The 16,915-nt window shown below is 57.6% G+C and carries 11 protein-coding genes and 1 pseudogene; 9 read left to right on the plus strand and 3 right to left on the minus strand.

Going from position 1 to position 16,915, the window contains the following annotated elements; all coding sequences use genetic code 11:
* Positions 1-188 precede the first annotated feature (188 nt).
* Complete coding sequence (gene ychH, locus CMQ96_RS00770) at positions 189-464, minus strand: stress-induced protein YchH (RefSeq protein ID WP_004121828.1); 276 nt, start codon at positions 462-464, stop codon at positions 189-191.
* Positions 465-736: 272 nt separating this feature from the next.
* On the opposite strand from ychH, the gene pth reads away from it, so the two are divergent.
* Both pth and ychF read left to right on the plus strand, forming a co-directional pair.
* Positions 737-1,321 carry an aminoacyl-tRNA hydrolase gene (pth, locus tag CMQ96_RS00775; protein ID WP_004121831.1) on the plus strand — a complete coding sequence of 195 codons (585 nt, stop codon included), beginning with the start codon at positions 737-739 and terminating at the stop codon, positions 1,319-1,321.
* A gap of 117 nt (positions 1,322-1,438) precedes the next feature.
* The gene (gene ychF / locus CMQ96_RS00780; RefSeq protein ID WP_004133353.1) at positions 1,439-2,533 is read left to right on the plus strand and encodes a redox-regulated ATPase YchF; all 1,095 of its coding nucleotides are present in this window, start codon (positions 1,439-1,441) and stop codon (positions 2,531-2,533) included.
* Positions 2,534-2,606: 73 nt separating this feature from the next.
* Here ychF and CMQ96_RS00785 read toward each other — a convergent pair whose 3' ends face one another.
* A complete protein-coding gene (locus tag CMQ96_RS00785) occupies positions 2,607-4,391 on the minus strand; it encodes a sigma 54-interacting transcriptional regulator (RefSeq protein WP_049130499.1) in 1,785 nt (594 codons plus the stop codon).
* A 491-nt stretch (positions 4,392-4,882) separates the two neighbouring features.
* On the opposite strand from CMQ96_RS00785, the gene ygeW reads away from it, so the two are divergent.
* The 5 genes from ygeW to arcC all read left to right on the plus strand — a co-directional run bounded on the left by ygeW (position 4,883) and on the right by arcC (position 11,009).
* Positions 4,883-6,070 carry a knotted carbamoyltransferase YgeW gene (ygeW, locus tag CMQ96_RS00790; protein WP_004133351.1) on the plus strand — a complete coding sequence of 396 codons (1,188 nt, stop codon included), beginning with the start codon at positions 4,883-4,885 and terminating at the stop codon, positions 6,068-6,070.
* A gap of 62 nt (positions 6,071-6,132) precedes the next feature.
* Positions 6,133-7,332 (plus strand): diaminopropionate ammonia-lyase, encoded by a 1,200-nt coding sequence (dpaL, locus tag CMQ96_RS00795; RefSeq protein ID WP_098065674.1) that lies wholly within the window; start codon positions 6,133-6,135, stop codon positions 7,330-7,332.
* A 63-nt stretch (positions 7,333-7,395) separates the two neighbouring features.
* Complete coding sequence (locus CMQ96_RS00800; protein ID WP_098065676.1) at positions 7,396-8,607, plus strand: YgeY family selenium metabolism-linked hydrolase; 1,212 nt, start codon at positions 7,396-7,398, stop codon at positions 8,605-8,607.
* Between the two features lie 50 nt (positions 8,608-8,657).
* A complete protein-coding gene (gene hydA, locus CMQ96_RS00805; RefSeq protein WP_098065678.1) occupies positions 8,658-10,064 on the plus strand; it encodes a dihydropyrimidinase in 1,407 nt (468 codons plus the stop codon).
* A 12-nt stretch (positions 10,065-10,076) separates the two neighbouring features.
* A complete protein-coding gene (gene arcC / locus CMQ96_RS00810) occupies positions 10,077-11,009 on the plus strand; it encodes a carbamate kinase (RefSeq protein ID WP_098065680.1) in 933 nt (310 codons plus the stop codon).
* Positions 11,010-11,114: 105 nt separating this feature from the next.
* Here the strand turns inward: arcC and CMQ96_RS00815 are convergent.
* Positions 11,115-11,891 (minus strand): annotated as a pseudogene (locus CMQ96_RS00815) (XdhC family protein); the annotation flags it as partial.
* 533 nt (positions 11,892-12,424) lie between these two features.
* On the opposite strand from CMQ96_RS00815, the gene ygfK reads away from it, so the two are divergent.
* Complete coding sequence (gene ygfK, locus CMQ96_RS00825; protein ID WP_098065682.1) at positions 12,425-15,529, plus strand: putative selenate reductase subunit YgfK; 3,105 nt, start codon at positions 12,425-12,427, stop codon at positions 15,527-15,529.
* Positions 15,530-15,531: 2 nt separating this feature from the next.
* A complete protein-coding gene (gene ssnA, locus CMQ96_RS00830; RefSeq protein ID WP_171016422.1) occupies positions 15,532-16,863 on the plus strand; it encodes a putative aminohydrolase SsnA in 1,332 nt (443 codons plus the stop codon).
* The last annotated feature ends 52 nt before the right edge of the window (positions 16,864-16,915 follow it).

A 16,915-nucleotide genomic window follows, 5' to 3' on the forward strand; every position in this document is an offset into this window, starting at 1 on the left:
TGGCGCCACTCTGCAGCCTGACGTTACGTCAGGGTCAAGCGCTCAGTACCGGAATTGTATTAGGCAGACTGTGCCGATGAAAGATGAAGAGAGATAAGGAGGATTTGAGACAACAACAAGCGGGCAGCCTGAACGGACGACGTTAAAACGCACCAGCCGTTCACAACGGCTGGTGGTATGGAATTCACTCAACTGTGGCGATGCTGATCGCGGCGGCAGCGTTTGTCGTAGTGGCGAACCCACCAGTATCTGTCGCTAACCTGTTCATGACCGCCGACGCGAGCGCCAGCCAGCCACAGTACCGCGCCGACAAAGATACTCAGGATCGCGCCGTGTGCGAAAAACTGCGGCAGGTCAAGCTGCGGAAGCTGGTTTAAAATAGAGTAACCAACGCCGACAACCATGACGACCAACCCCAACCCCATCAGCACATTACCGAGTAACGAAGCGTTTCTGCGTTTCATATGTCACCTCCGGAACCTTGGGTTGCATGGGAATATCCCCAAATCTTATAGGTGTAGTATAGACAATGAGCAATATACCGATTGCGTGAAGGATCACAGAAGCGAACATCTTGCCCACAAAAGTTTACAAATAACCCACTGAACAACATCAAATTCTAATTATTCAAACCCGTTATTACCTCTGTCAGCCGCGCTTCGCTGGCAGAACTTTGTCAACCGCGCGCGCAGACAGTACACTACGCGCCAGAGAACGACCCAAGCAGGATAAAAAAGTGAGCATAAAATTGATTGTCGGCCTGGCGAACCCCGGCGCTGAATACGCAGCGACCCGACATAACGCCGGCGCCTGGTACGTGGATTTACTGGCGGAACGCCACCGCGCGCCGCTGCGCGAAGAGAGTAAATTCTTCGGCTACACCTCGCGGATTAACCTTGCCGGCGAAGATGTCCGCCTGCTGGTGCCGACCACCTTTATGAACCTGAGCGGCAAAGCCGTCGGCGCGATGGCGACCTTCTTTCGCATTAACCCGGACGAAATCCTCGTCGCCCACGATGAGCTCGATTTACCGCCAGGCGTGGCTAAGTTCAAGCTGGGCGGCGGTCATGGCGGCCATAATGGCCTGAAAGACATCATCAGCAAGCTGGGCAATAACCCGAACTTTCACCGCTTACGCGTGGGAATCGGCCATCCGGGCGATAAAAATAAAGTTGTCGGTTTTGTGTTGGGCAAACCGCCCGCCAGCGAACAGAAGTTGATTGATGAGGCCGTTGACGAAGCGGCACGCTGCACCGAGGTGTGGCTGAAGGATGGCCTGACCAAAGCGACCAACCGTTTACACGCTTTTAAAGCGCAATAACCGGTCGGCGTGCGGAATTTTTGTCACGCACCGTGTATAATAGGCGAAGCTATTTACTTTTCTGCAATCTGTTCGCTGTAACAGGTTGATTATCCAAAGATTAAGGTGATTTAAATCATGGGATTCAAATGCGGTATCGTCGGTTTGCCCAACGTCGGCAAATCCACCCTGTTCAATGCGCTCACCAAAGCGGGTATTGAAGCGGCCAACTTCCCCTTCTGTACCATTGAGCCGAACACCGGTGTCGTGCCGATGCCCGATCCGCGTCTGGACAAACTGGCTGAAATCGTCAAACCGCAGCGCATTCTGCCGACCACGATGGAATTCGTCGATATCGCGGGCCTGGTAAAAGGCGCGTCGAAAGGTGAAGGTCTGGGCAACCAGTTTCTGACCAACATCCGCGAAACCGAAGCTATCGGCCACGTCGTGCGCTGTTTCGAAAACGACAACATCATCCACGTTAACAATAAAGTGGATCCGGCTGACGATATCGAGGTTATCAACACCGAGCTGGCGCTCTCCGACCTGGATACCTGCGAGCGCGCTATCCACCGCGTGCAGAAGAAAGCCAAAGGCGGCGATAAAGACGCGAAAGCCGAGCTGGCGGCGCTGGAAAAATGCCTGCCGCAGCTGGAAAACGCCGGTATGCTGCGTGCGCTGAAAAACCTGACCGAAGAAGACAAAGCGGCGATTAAATACCTGAGCTTCCTGACCCTGAAGCCGACCATGTATATCGCCAACGTCAACGAAGACGGCTTTGAGAACAACCCCTATCTCGATAAAGTCCGCGAAATCGCCGCCGCCGAAGGTTCGGTGGTCGTCGCCGTTTGCGCCGCCGTTGAGTCCGATATCGCCGAGCTGGACGATGCCGACCGCGATGAGTTTATGGCCGAGCTGGGTCTGGAAGAACCGGGCCTGAACCGCGTTATCCGCGCCGGTTACGAGCTGCTGAACCTGCAGACCTACTTCACCGCAGGGGTGAAGGAAGTCCGCGCATGGACCATCCCGGTCGGCGCCACTGCCCCGCAGGCCGCGGGTAAAATCCACACCGACTTTGAAAAAGGCTTTATCCGCGCGCAGACCATCGCCTATGAAGACTTTATTACCTATAAAGGTGAACAGGGCGCCAAAGAAGCCGGGAAAATGCGCGCCGAAGGTAAAGACTACATCGTGAAAGATGGCGATGTGATGAACTTCCTGTTCAACGTCTAAGCTTTTCTTCGCAGTAACATCATCCATAAAATCCACGCGCTCGCGTGGATTTTTTTATTGCCCGCCATTGCCGTCAGTTCTGGCCCGCCGCCAGCGAATATTTCTTTATTTTGCGATACAGCGTGGCGATACCAATCCCCAGCTCGTCCGCCGCCTGTTTTTTATTACTGTAGCGCGAGAGCGCATCGCGGATCATCTGCCGCTCCATCTCTTCCAGCGCCGTCACGTTCTCCTCCTGAGCGAGGGTCGCTGCCGCGGAAGCAGAAGACGGCGGCTGACTCGCCAGCTCGCTGCTGCTCAGCAGATTGGGCGGCAGCAGCGACATATCGATGATTTCTCCCGACGGCACCACGTTGACCAGGTACTCCATCAGGTTGCTGAGTTCGCGAATATTGCCCGGCCAGCGGTAGCGTTTAAGGAAATCGATCACATCCTGCGCCACGCCGGGGTAAACGAGGTTGAGCCGGCCGGTATGCAGATGCAGGAAATAGTGAATCAGCAGCTCGATATCCTCCTGCCGTTCGCGCAGCGGCGGCAGGCGCAGCGGGATCACGTTCAGACGGTAATAGAGGTCCTCGCGAAACTTTCCTTCCGCGATGTACAGTTCAAGATTTTGATTGGTCGCGGAAATAATACGAATATCGACCTGAACCGGGTGGCTGGCACCCACCGGCTGAATCTCCCGCGATTCGATGGCCCGCAGCAGCTTGGCCTGTAGCGTAAGCGGCATATCACCAATCTCGTCAAGAAACAGCGTCCCGCTATTCGCCGCCTGAATCAGGCCAGTCTTACCGTTTGCCGATGCGCCAGTAAACGCCCCCTTCACGTAGCCAAACAGTTCGCTTTCTAACAGCTGCTCGGGTATCGCAGCGCAGTTAATCGCGATAAAGGGCTTTGCGTGGCGGTCGCTGAGCTTGTGGATTGCGCGGGCCACAACCTCCTTGCCGGTGCCGCTCTCGCCGGCAATCATCACGCTGGAAGGGCTCGGCGCCACGCGGCTGATCAGCTTTTTAAGCTGCCGCATGGGCCGACACTCTCCGACCATCGCCTCAATCTGCGGCCCTTCCTGCCCGCTGCTAAAATCGGCGGTCGAGTGCGACTGATGGAACGCCATTAAAAATAGCCATTGATCCTGCACCGCGTGCAGCTGGCCGATAATGAGCTCCTTGCGATCGTCAAAGGAGATAATGTGCTGCATATGTCCGTGCTTGAAATTATCTTCGAAGGTCAACGGCTGAAACTGGATTGCCTTACCAATAACCTGTCCCTGCGTCACGCTCATTATTTTCAGCGCGGCCTGATTGGCAAATTTGACTATTTGATCGTTACCCACCACCAGCACGCCCTGATCCATATTTTCAATCATGGTTAAAAATATTTTATGGATATTGTCGCCGACCGCTCGTTCCTGTAAAAATCGGGAAACGAATATGGTTGATACATGGCGAACATAATCAGAAAACTCCTGGATATTCGCATTAATACGCTCCTGCTGCTCGCGCGTCAGCGCGACAAGGCTAATAACGCCGACGCAGCGGTCGTGATACATCACCGGGGTGCCAAGAAAGGCTTTCTCTTCACATTTATCTTTATTGTTACAGCCTTTGCAAAGGGGGTCGAAGCGGGAATGAGTGACGACTTTTTCGGTCTGTGTTTCAATAATGTAGCGAAGAAGCCGCGAGTTTGAATTTAATTTATAGCCAATCTGCTTACTATAAGCCCCGGTTCCGGCTACCCGGTATAATTCGTTATCGACAATTTCGACTTCCAGCTGGAGGACGCTGGAAAGCATCCGTGCAAACTTCTGAATTGTAGGCTGAATTTGCATTAAAATGGAGGGTGTTTTGGACGGTATCATGTATATCGGCCTTCTCATTATTGCGCACCTGAAGAGCGTCGAGCGCGGTGGCTTTATTTATGTTCTGCAGATGATATCACTCCCTTTGCCAGGGAGCATTGATATAGATAGGGCTAATCTCGGCACCTTATCTTAAATATGCAATAGGAATCACAGTTTCTTATCATTATGATAAATTTATGGCGACTTTTATCATATTGGTGCGATGCGCAGATGATAATCCCATTATTCCTGACGCCAGCAATTGCCCATTACGCTGAAATTTATGGCGGGAGTAAAAACGTCCCCTCTCCCCGTCGCCAAATACTATCCTGAATTCGTGACAGACTTAGCATAATCCTAACCGTTCAATCCTGTCCGCCGCCTCTCCTCGAGAATTTGGCACGCTTATTGTTAGTGATAATACAGCGCTGGCAGTCGCTAATTCGGCAACTCTGCATATCCGACCGCACAGCAATCATTAAGCCGTCATTTACGACCAGGATTGAAACATGAAAACTGTTAACGAACTGATTAAGGATATCAATCAACTTAACTCGCATCTCAGTGAGAAAGACTTTCTGCTGACTTGGGAACAAACGCCGGATGAGCTGAAACAGGTGCTGGATGTCGCCGCCGCGCTGAAAACGCTGCGCGCTGAAAATATCGCCACCAAAGTGTTTAACAGCGGCCTGGGTATTTCCGTGTTTCGCGATAACTCAACCCGCACCCGCTTCTCCTATGCTTCCGCGCTCAACCTGTTAGGTCTGGCGCAGCAGGATCTGGATGAGGGAAAATCGCAGATTGCCCACGGCGAAACGGTGCGTGAAACCGCCAACATGATCTCCTTCTGCGCCGACGCCATCGGCATCCGTGATGACATGTTCCTTGGCGCGGGCAACGCCTATATGCGCGAAGTCGGCGAAGCGCTGGATGACGGCCACAAGCAGGGCGTGCTGCCGCAGCGTCCGGCGCTGATCAATTTACAGTGCGATATCGACCACCCAACGCAGTCCATGGCGGACCTCGCCTGGCTGCGCGAGCACTTCGGCTCGCTGGAGAACCTGAAAGGCAAGAAGATCGCCATGACCTGGGCCTATTCGCCGAGTTACGGGAAACCGCTTTCGGTACCGCAGGGCATTATCGGCCTGATGACCCGCTTCGGTATGGAGGTCACCCTCGCCCACCCGGAAGGCTACGACCTGATCCCGGACGTTATCGAAGTGGCGAAAAACAACGCACAGGCCTCCGGCGGCAGCTTCCGCCAGGTCAACAGCATGGAGGAAGCCTTTAAAGACGCCGATATCGTCTATCCGAAATCCTGGGCGCCGTACAAAGTGATGGAAAAACGCACCGAACTGCTGCGCGCTAACGACCACGAAGGGCTGAAGGCGCTGGAGAAAGCCTGCCTGGAACAGAACGCCGGGCATAAAGACTGGCACTGTACGGAAGAGATGATGAAGCATACCCGCGACGGCGAAGCGCTGTACATGCACTGCCTGCCGGCGGATATCACCGGCGTCTCCTGCGAGGCGGGCGAAGTCACCGAAGGGGTCTTCGAGAAGTACCGGATCCCGACCTACAAAGAGGCAAGCTGGAAGCCGTACATCATCGCCGCGATGATCGTCTGCCGCAAATACGCGAACCCGGGCAAGGTGCTGGAGCAGCTGCTCAAGGACGCGCAGAAACGCATCAAATAATCCCCCGGCTGGCCCACGGGCCAGCCCCACGACTGTCGAACTTCAAAGGATAAGGATCGAGTATGTCTGCTTTCTCATTGAAAATGGATATTGCCGAAAACCGTTTATTTAACGCGGAGACTTCACCGCTGTTTTCACGCCAGCAGGCGCAGCAGGCTCGCCGCTTTCATCAAAAGATTACCGGCTATAAGCCCACGCCGCTGGTGGCGCTGAACGAACTTTCCGCCCTGTTTGGCGTGCAAAAAATCCTCGTCAAAGACGAATCCCGGCGCTTTGGCCTCAACGCCTTCAAAATGCTCGGCGGCTCTTACGCCATCGCCCGGCTGCTATGTGAAAAATACGATTTAGATATCAACGACCTCTCCTTCGAAACGCTTAAATCCAGCATCAAAGAGAAGATGACTTTCGCCACCACCACCGACGGCAACCACGGCCGCGGCGTGGCGTGGGCGGCCCGCCAGTTAGGCCAGAACGCGGTCATCTATATGCCGAAAGGCTCCGCGCAGGAGCGGGTTGACGCCATTCTGCGCCTCGGCGCGGAATGCATCGTCACCGACATGAACTACGACGACACCGTCCGCTTTACCATGCAGACCGCGCAGAATAACGGCTGGGAGGTGGTGCAGGACACTGCCTGGGAAGGCTACACAAAAATTCCGACCTGGATTATGCAGGGCTACGCCACCCTCGCCGATGAAGCGGTAGAACAGCTCTCCTCAATGGGTATCGCCCGCCCTACGCACGTGCTCCTGCAGGGCGGCGTGGGCGCGATGGCCGGCGGCGTGCTGGGCTATCTTGCCGACGTCTACGGCGCAAAGCATCTCCATTCCATTATCGTCGAGCCGGAGCTGGCCGACTGTCTCTACCGCTCTGCGCTGAAGGGCCAGATGGTCAACGTCAGCGGCGATATGGCGACCATTATGGCCGGCCTTGCCTGCGGTGAGCCCAACCCGCTGGGCTGGGAAGTGCTGCGCAACTGCGCCACGCAGTTTGTCTCCTGCCAGGACGCCGTCGCCGCCCTCGGCATGCGAGTGCTGGGAAACCCGACGGGCCAGGATCCGCGCATTATTTCCGGCGAATCCGGCGCTGTCGGTCTCGGCCTGCTGGCGGCAATTCATTTCCATCCGCAGCGCGACGCGCTGATGCACAAGCTCAAGCTGGACAGCCGCTCCGTGGTGCTGGTGATTAGCACCGAAGGCGACACCGACGTTAAGCACTATCGCGAAGTCGTCTGGGAAGGCAGGCATCCGGCGGCGCAGTAGCCGACTTGGCAAAATTCCTCCCGCCGTGCGGGAAGCTCGTATTCAGAACTGGAGAACATCGTTATGGCTAAGCAAATTCCGTTCAACGCAATCCTGGAAAAATCAAAACAGTACGAAAAAGAGATGACCCGTTTCCTGCGCGATATGATCGCTATCCCCAGCGAAAGCAGCGATGAGAAGCGCGTGGTGCACCGCATTAAAGAAGAGATGGAAAAAGTCGGCTTCGATAAAGTTGAAATCGATCCGATGGGCAACGTGCTGGGCTACATCGGCCACGGCCCGCGTCTGCTGGCGATGGACGCGCACATTGATACCGTCGGTATTGGCAATATCAAAAACTGGAACTTCGACCCGTACGAAGGTATGGAAACCGATGAGCTGATCGGCGGACGCGGCGCGTCTGACCAGGAGGGCGGAATGGCCTCCATGGTATACGCCGGTAAAATTATTAAAGATCTGGGCCTGGAAGATGAGTATACCCTGCTGGTCACCGGTACCGTTCAGGAAGAGGATTGCGACGGCCTGTGCTGGCAGTACATCATCGAACAATCCGGCATACGTCCTGAATTTGTGGTCAGCACCGAGCCCACCGACTGCCAGATTTACCGCGGGCAGCGCGGGCGTATGGAGATCCGCGTGGAGGTTCAGGGCGTCAGCTGCCACGGCTCCGCCCCGGAGCGCGGCGATAACGCCATCTTCAAAATGGCGCCGATCCTGACCGAGCTGGAGCAGCTTTCGCAGAAGCTGGGCTATGACGAATTCCTCGGCAAAGGCACCCTGACCGTTTCCGAGATTTTCTTCACCTCGCCGAGCCGCTGCGCGGTGGCGGATAGCTGCGCCGTCTCCATCGACCGCCGTCTGACCTGGGGCGAAACCTGGGAAGGCGCGCTGGATGAAATCCGCGCGCTGTCGGCGGTGAAAAAAGCCGCCGCGGTGGTCTCGATGTACAACTACGAGCGTCCCTCCTGGACCGGCCTGGTCTACCCGACCGAATGCTACTTCCCGACCTGGAAAGTGGAAGAGAACCACTTCACCGTCCGCGCCCTGAGCAACGCCTATGAAGGGCTGTTCGGCAAAGCGCCGGTGGTGGATAAGTGGACCTTCTCCACCAACGGCGTCTCCATTATGGGCCGCCACGGCATTCCGGTTATCGGCTTTGGGCCAGGGAAAGAGCCGGAAGCCCATGCGCCAAATGAGAAAACCTGGAAATCGCATCTGGTGACCTGCGCCGCGATGTATGCCGCCATCCCGCTGAGCTGGCTGGCCACGGAGTAATCGTTCGTCCTGTCTGCCGCCGCGTCCTGCGGCGGCATATTGAGGTTTCTATGCGCGTACTGATTAAAAATGGCCTCGTCGTCAACGCCGACGGCCAGGTAAAGCAGGACCTGCTTATCGAAGATGGCCTCGTCAAGCGCCTTGCCGATTCAATTGAGGCCGAACAACCCTGCGAAGTGATTGACGCCGAGGGCTGCTACGTGATGCCCGGCGGCGTCGACGTTCATACCCATTTCAATATTGACGTGGGTCTCGCCCGCAGCTGCGATGATTTCTTTACCGGCACCCGGGCCGCGGCCTGCGGCGGTACCACTACCATTGTTGATCATATGGGCTTCGGGCCCGTCGGCTGTCATCTACGCCACCAGTTCGAAGTCTATCGCGGCTACGCCGCCTATAAAGCCGTTATCGACTACAGTTTTCACGGCGTTATCCAGCACGTTAACCACGGCATTCTCGACGAGATTCCGATGATGGTGGATAGCGGCATCAGCAGCTTTAAGCTCTATCTGACCTACCAGTACAAACTCAACGATGATGAGATATTGCAGGCGATGCGCCACCTCCAGCGCGCCGGCGCGCTGACTACCGTGCATCCCGAAAACGATGCCGCCATCGCCCAGCGCCGGGCTGAATTTATCAACGCCGGTAAAACCGCGCCGCGCTATCACGCCCTGAGCCGCCCGCTGGAGTGCGAGGCGGAAGCCATCGCCCGAACCATCAACCTTGCGCAGCTGGCGGGTAACGCGCCGCTGTATATCGTGCATCTTTCCAACGCCCTGGGTCTGGAATATCTACGCCTGGCCAGAAGACGCCGCCAGCCGGTGTGGGTGGAGACCTGTCCGCAGTATCTGCTGCTGGACGAGCGCTGCTACGAGCGCGAAGACGCGCTTAACTATCTGCTCAGCCCTCCTCTGCGCAACGCCAGCAACAACGATGCGCTATGGAGTGGTATCAGCAATGGCGACATTGACACGGTCGCCACCGACCACTGCGCGTTCTCAGCACAGCAGCGCAGGCAGATCTCCGGCGGCGACTTTAGCCGCTGCCCGAACGGTCTGCCGGGAGTGGAAAACCGCCTGCTGCTGCTGTTCTCGCATGGGGTCATGACCGGGCGCATCACCCCCGAGCGCTTTGTGGCGCTCACCAGCGCCAATCCGGCGAAGCTGTTTGGCCTGTGGCCGCAGAAGGGCTTGCTGGCGCCCGGCGCCGATGGCGACGTGGTGATCATCGATCCCAAACGCACCACCACCATTCGCCACGACATGCTGCACGACAGCGCTGACTATTCACCCTATGAGGGCTTTATCTGCCAGGGCGCGATTCGCCAGACGCTCTCCCACGGCAGGGTGATTTTTGATAACGGCACCTTTAGCGGCACCGCCGGGCAGGGCCGTTTTTTACGCCGACAACCCTTTTCCACCGCTCACCTGGCCGTCAGCGGAACAGAAACGTAATGAGAGGATGCTATGAGTAAAAAAATTGTTCTCGCTCTCGGCGGGAATGCGCTGGGCGACGATCTCGCCGGACAGATGCAGGCCGTACGGCACACCGCGCGGACGATCGTCGATCTTATCGCCCTTGGCCATCAGGTGGTAGTGACTCACGGTAACGGCCCGCAGGTGGGCATGATCAACCAGGCCTTTGAAGCCGCGGCCAAGACCGAGGCCCACACGCCCATGCTGCCGATGTCGGTCTGCGTGGCGTTGAGCCAGGGCTACATCGGCTACGACCTGCAGAACGCGATTCGCGAAGAGCTGCTGTCGCGCCAGCTGGATATTCCAGTGGCGACCCTGATAACCCAGGTGGAAGTGGACGCTAACGATGAAGCTTTTCTTAATCCGACCAAGCCCATCGGCTCGTTCTTCAGCAAAGAAGAGGCCGAAAAGCTGAGCCAAAACGGCTACATCATGAAAGAGGACGCCGGGCGCGGCTACCGTCGCGTCGTGGCATCGCCTAAGCCGGTCGATATTATCGAGAAACAAACGGTAAAAGCGCTGATGGATGACTGCCACGTGGTGATCACCGTCGGCGGCGGCGGCATTCCAGTGATTCGCGAGGGTAACCATCTGCGCGGCGCCAGCGCGGTCATCGACAAGGACTGGGCCAGCGCGAAGCTGGCGGAGACGATCGACGCCGACCTGCTGATCATTCTCACCGCCGTGGAAAAGGTGGCGATCAACTTCGGTAAACCTGACGAACAGTGGCTGGATAACCTCTCCCTGCGCGATGCCGAACGTTTTATCGCAGAGGGACACTTTGCCAAAGGCTCGATGCTGCCGAAAGTGGAAGCCGCCGCCGCCTTCGCCCGCTCCCGGCCGGGACGCCAGGCGCTGATCACCATGTTAAGCAAAGCCAAAGAGGGTATTGAAGGGAAAACCGGCACCATCCTTAGCCAGTAAGCCACGCGTTGCCGGGCGCCTCCCGGCAACATTTCCCCTGGCAGGACCTCAGATTTCCACCGTCTCCACGGCATATTCCTGCTGGCCCGCCTGTTTCACCTGGTTCATCAGCCCCCCCGGCGCGCCGTTTTTCACCTGCAGGATCTCCGCCAGCACGCTGATGGCGATCTCGTTTGGCGTCTCGGCGCCGATGTCGTAGCCAATCGGCGCCCGCAGGCGGCTGATATCCGCCTCCGGCACGCCGTTCTCCCGCAGCTGGCGTACAAAGGCCTGCACTTTCCGCCGACTGGCCAGCAGCCCCAGCCAGGCGACCGGCTGGGTTATCAGCCTGTCCAGCGCCTCCCAATCCTGGTTGTTGGTGGCAATCAGCACGAAATCCTGCGGCCGTACCGCCATCGCCTCCACCACGTCCGTGAAGCTGGCGGCGTGCGCCAGCCGCGCCGAAGCGGGGAAAGCGTCGGGACAGAGGCTTGCGGCATAGGTATCGCCGACGCAGATATCAAAATCCAGCAGCGCCGCGGCGTGGGCAACCGCGCGGTTAACGTGCCCGGCGCCGACCAGCAGCAGGCGCGGGCGCAGGCCGTGAACGCTGATGTATACCGACATCGCGCCGCCGCAGTCGGAGCCCACGGCGTCGCTGCCGGTGCGCGCCATACGGCCGTGAAACATTCGCGATTCCCGCTCGCGCAGCGCCGCCTGCGCCGCATCGATAACTTTACGCTCTACCATCCCGCCGCCAATGGTCCCCACAATCGAACCGTCCTCTCGGATCAGCATCTGAGCGGCGTGTCGGGGGGTGGAGCCCCGGCTTTCAACAATCTGCGCGAGGGCAAAGGGGCGGTTCTGTTCTTCAAGCCGTGCTGCTTCTGCGAAAATATTCATACCAACCTCAAAGGCAATTTCTTTTACGGTTTTGGGGATTGTCTGCGATATTGCCCGGCTTCTCAGTTTGAGAGCTCACCCTCCGTTGAAAATACCGTCGCAGCGACCGATAATGGCTATGCAATATTTATACTGCCCCGCCGTTTTTTATCGCGAATTGTGAATCAGGTCATTTTTTTAGCCCTGGCGACGTTGAAATTAGGCTATCGCGCCGATTATTCCGTCAACCGCCGAGCCAAATTTCCGCCGCCCGCTGAAAACGCCGCCGGGCGGCCCGGGTAAATTATCATTCTGATATTTGCGATCTGATTTTGAGAAATCTCACCCGCTCAAAAAACGTATTGATTTGAGTTCTCATTCCCCAACGATGAAATTATTCACGCCGCGGCGTTGAGTTTCGACCTGGTTCACAAATTAATTATTCCGCCGCCGCGGTTTGAATAACTGGTGTGATTGTTGCTCCTCTTCCGTTATCCGTCGGGATGATGACCACCGGCAATGTCGATCTTACAATGATATCTAAGGAGTGGGTTATGGGAGATATAATGCGTCCCGTGCCGTTTGAGGAGCTATTAACGCGCATTTTCGATGAGTATCAGAGTCAGCGATCTATTTTTGGCATTCCTGAACAGCAGTTTTATTCGCCGCAGGCGCAGCGTTCGATCGGCGTATTCGGCGAAAGCTGCGCCACGCCTCTCGGCCCGGCTGCCGGGCCGCACACCCAGCTGGCGCAGAACATTATTACCGCCTGGCTAACCGGCGGGCGGTTTATAGAGCTGAAAACCGTTCAGATCCTTGACCGCCTGGAGCTGGAAAAGCCCTGTATCGATGCGGAAGATGAGTGCTTCAATACCGAATGGTCCACTGAATTTACCCTGAAAAAAGCCTGGGATGAGTACCTGAAAGCCTGGTTCGCCCTGCATCTGCTGGAGCAGGTCTTTCCGCTGGCGACGAACAAAGAGAGCAAGTCGTTTATTTTCAATATGAGCGTCGGCTACAACCTTGACGGTATTAAGCAGCCGCCGATGCAGGAATTTATCGACAACATGATGGACGCCTCCGCGCATCCTAAATTCGCCCAGTACCGCGACACGCTGAACCGCTGGCTGCAAAATAAACCCTTTATTGACAGCCTGCCAACATGCGCGCGCAAAGACGGGCTGGACAACCTGGCGCAGCGCGTACCGGCCAGGCTGGTCCAGGGCGTCACCCTCTCGACGATGCACGGCTGCCCGCCGGATGAGATCGAAGCCATCTGCCGCTATATGCTGACCGAGAAAAATCTCAATACCTTTGTGAAGCTCAATCCGACCCTGCTCGGCTATCCGCGCGTGCGCCAGATCCTCGACGCCTGCGGCTTCGGCTATATCGGCCTTAGCGAAGCGTCGTTTGACCACGACCTTAAGATCGACCGGGCGCTGGAGATGCTGACGCGCCTGATGGCGCTGGCGAAGGAGCGCAGCCTCGGCTTTGGCGTCAAGCTGACCAACACCCTCGGCACCGTCAACAACAAGGGGGCGCTGCCCGGGGATGAAATGTATATGTCCGGGCGCGCGCTGTTCCCGCTCTCTATCAACGTGGCCGCCCTGCTCTCGCGGGCGTTTGACGGCAAGCTGCCGATCTCCTACTCCGGCGGCGCCAGCCAGCTCAACATTCGCGAGATTTTCGACACCGGTATTCGCCCTATCACCATGGCCACCGACCTGCTGAAGCCGGGAGGATATCTGCGCCTGAGCGAGTGCATGCGCGAGCTGGAGAAAGCCGACGGCTGGAACATGACGCAGATCGATGTCGAGCGCCTCAACGCGCTGGCGGAAAAAGCGGTGAGCATGGACTACACCCAGAAACAGTGGAAGCCGGAAGAGCGCATTGATACTGGCGAGCCGCTGCCGCTGCTGGACTGCTACGTCGCCCCCTGCGTGACGGCCTGCGCCATCAAGCAGGATATTCCGGAGTATATCCGCCTGCTGGGCCAGCATCGCTACGCCGACGCGCTGGAGCTGATCTATCAGCGCAACGCTTTACCGGCCATCACTGGCCATATCTGCGATCACCAGTGCCAGTACAACTGTACGCGGCTGGATTACGACAGCGCGCTCAACATCCGCGAACTGAAAAAAGTGGCGCTGGAGAAAGGCTGGGACGCGTACCGTAGCCGCTGGCATAAGCCCGCGGGATCCGGCTCCCGGCACCCGGTAGCGGTGATCGGCGCAGGCCCTGCCGGTCTCGCCGCCGGCTACTTCCTCGCCCGCGCCGGGCATCCGGTCACGGTTTTTGAACGTGAAGCCAACGCCGGGGGCGTGGTACAGAATATCATTCCGCAGTTCCGCATTCCCGGGGAACTTATCCAGCACGATATTGATTTTGTCGTCGCCCACGGCGTCAAAATTGAATACGGTTGCGATCCGCATCTGAGCGTGGAAAAGCTGCAGGCGAAAGGTTTTCGTTACGTGCTGGTCGGCACCGGTACCGATAAAAACAGCGGCGTGAAGCTGGGCGGCGACAACCAGAACGTGCATAAGTCGCTGCAGTTCCTGCGCCAGTTTAACCGCGGCGCCGAGCTGAATCTGGGCAAACATGTGGCCGTGGTCGGCGCCGGCAATACCGCGATGGACTGCGCCCGCGCGGCGCTGCGCGTACCGGGCGTGCAGAGCGCGACCATCGTCTATCGCCGTTCTCAGCAGGAGATGCCCGCCTGGCGCGAAGAGTACGATGAGGCGCTGCTCGACGGCGTCGGCTTCGAGTGGCTATGTAACCCGGAACAGTTTAACGCCGACGGAACGCTCGTCGTACGCGTCATGAAGCTGGGCGAGCCGGATGAGAAAGGCCGCCGCCGTCCGGTAGAAACCGATGAACTTCGCACGCTGAAAGTCGACTCCCTGATTACCGCCATCGGCGAGCAGCAGGACGGCGAAGCGCTGTCGGCAATGGGGATCCCGCTCGACCCGCAGGGCTGGCCGGTGGTCAACGCCGATGGCGAGACCAGCAAGCCGAACGTCTTCCTGATCGGCGACGTTCAGCGCGGCCCCTCATCTATCGTCTCCGCTATCGGCAACGCGCGACGGGCCACGGACGTGATTCTGGCCCGGGAAAATATCGCCAGCCGCTACGGAAACAAAGTCTGGAACAATGTCGATCCGGCGAAGGTGTACCAGCGCAAAGGCGCCATCGCCGTCACCCTGGTGGATAAAAACCAGCGCGAGGCTTTTGTCGAGCAGGAAGCCAGCCGCTGCCTGGAGTGTAACTACGTGTGCAGCAAGTGCGTCGACGTCTGTCCGAACCGCGCCAATATTTCCGTGGCCGTCCCGGGCTTCCAGAATCGCTTCCAGACCCTGCATCTGGACGCTTATTGCAACGAATGCGGCAACTGCGCTCAGTTCTGCCCGTGGCAGGGAAAACCGTATAAAGACAAAATCACCGTGTTCAGCCTGGAGCAGGATTTTGTCAACAGCACCAATCCGGGCTTCTTCGTCGCGGGCGCCAGCGTCAAAGTGCGTCAGGACGACCAGACGTGGCAGTTGGAAATAAACGACCGCGGCCAGTTTAACGAGGTACCGGCCCAGTTGGATGCCATGTGCCGCATCATAAGCCATATTCATCAGCACCAAAGCTATCTTCTGGGAGGCGTTGAAGTATGAGTATCCTGATCCTGAAAAATGCCACCGCCGCGCAGATCTATCCGGCGAAAGTGTGGGAGAACGTCGATATCGCCATTGAGAATGATAAAATTCTCGCTGTCGGCCCCGGCCTGTGCCAGCGCTATCCGCAGGCGCAGGTGAAAGAGATGCGCGGGCAACTGGTGATGCCCGGCATGGTCTGCTCGCACAATCACTTTTATTCCGGCCTTTCCCGGGGGATTCAGGCCAATATCGCCCCCAGTCCGGACTTTATCTCCACGCTGAAAAACCTGTGGTGGCGCCTTGACCGGGCGCTGGATGAAGAGTCGCTCTACTACAGCGGGCTGATCTGCGCTATGGAGGCCGTACGTAGCGGCTGCACGGCGGTTATCGATCACCATGCGTCGCCCCACTATATCACGGGCTCCCTGAGCCAGTTGCGCAACGCCTTCCTCAAAATCGGGCTGCGCGGGATGACCTGCTTCGAAACCACCGACCGCAACTTTGGCAGCCGCGAGCTGCGCGACAGCGTTGAGGAGAACATTCGTTTCGCCAGAGAGATCGACGCCGCCCGCGAGAAGGGAGACCAGCCTTATCTGGTCGAGGCCCATATCGGCGCCCATGCGCCGTTCACCGTGCCGGATGAAGGTCTGGCGATGCTGGGCGAAGCGCTAAAAGCCACCGGCCGCGGCCTGCATATCCACGCGGCGGAAGACCGCTACGATGTCTCTCACAGCCATCACCTTTACGGCAAGGATCTGCTGGCGCGGCTGGCGGAGTTCGGCCTTATCAACAGTAAAACGCTGATTGCTCACGGTCTGTACATCTCCGATGCTGACGTGGAGCTGCTCAATGCGCAGGACGGTTTCCTGGTGCACAACGCGCGCTCCAATATGAACAACCACGTCGGCTACAACCACCGCCTGCCGCAGATCCGCAATCTGGCGCTCGGTACCGACGGCATCGGTTCCGATATGTTCGAGGAGATGAAGTTTGCCTTCTTTAAACACCGCGACGCCGGAGGGCCGCTGTGGCCGGACAGCTTCGCGAAGGCGCTGAGCAACGGCAATGAACTGTTGAATCGCAACTTCAACGCCCGCTTTGGCCGCCTTGAGGCGGGCTATAAAGCGGACCTCACCCTTTGCGACTATATGGCGCCGACGCCGCTTATCGCGGAAAACATCGCCGGGCATATCGCCTTCGGCCTGGGGTCAAACAGCGTGCGCAGCGTCATGGTGAACGGCGTGATGATCTACGAGGATCGCCAGTTCAGCTTCGACTGCGAGCCGATATTCCGCGAAGCGCAGAAAGTGGCGAAAAAAATGTGGGCGCGAATGGACGCGCTCCCCGCGTAGCCCGCGTAAAAACGCTAAACCGGCCTGGCAAGCCGGTTTTTTTTGCTGACAG

The organism is Klebsiella sp. MBT K-1 (genome assembly GCF_002556465.1).
Classification (GTDB): Bacteria; Pseudomonadota; Gammaproteobacteria; order Enterobacterales; family Enterobacteriaceae; genus Klebsiella; species Klebsiella grimontii.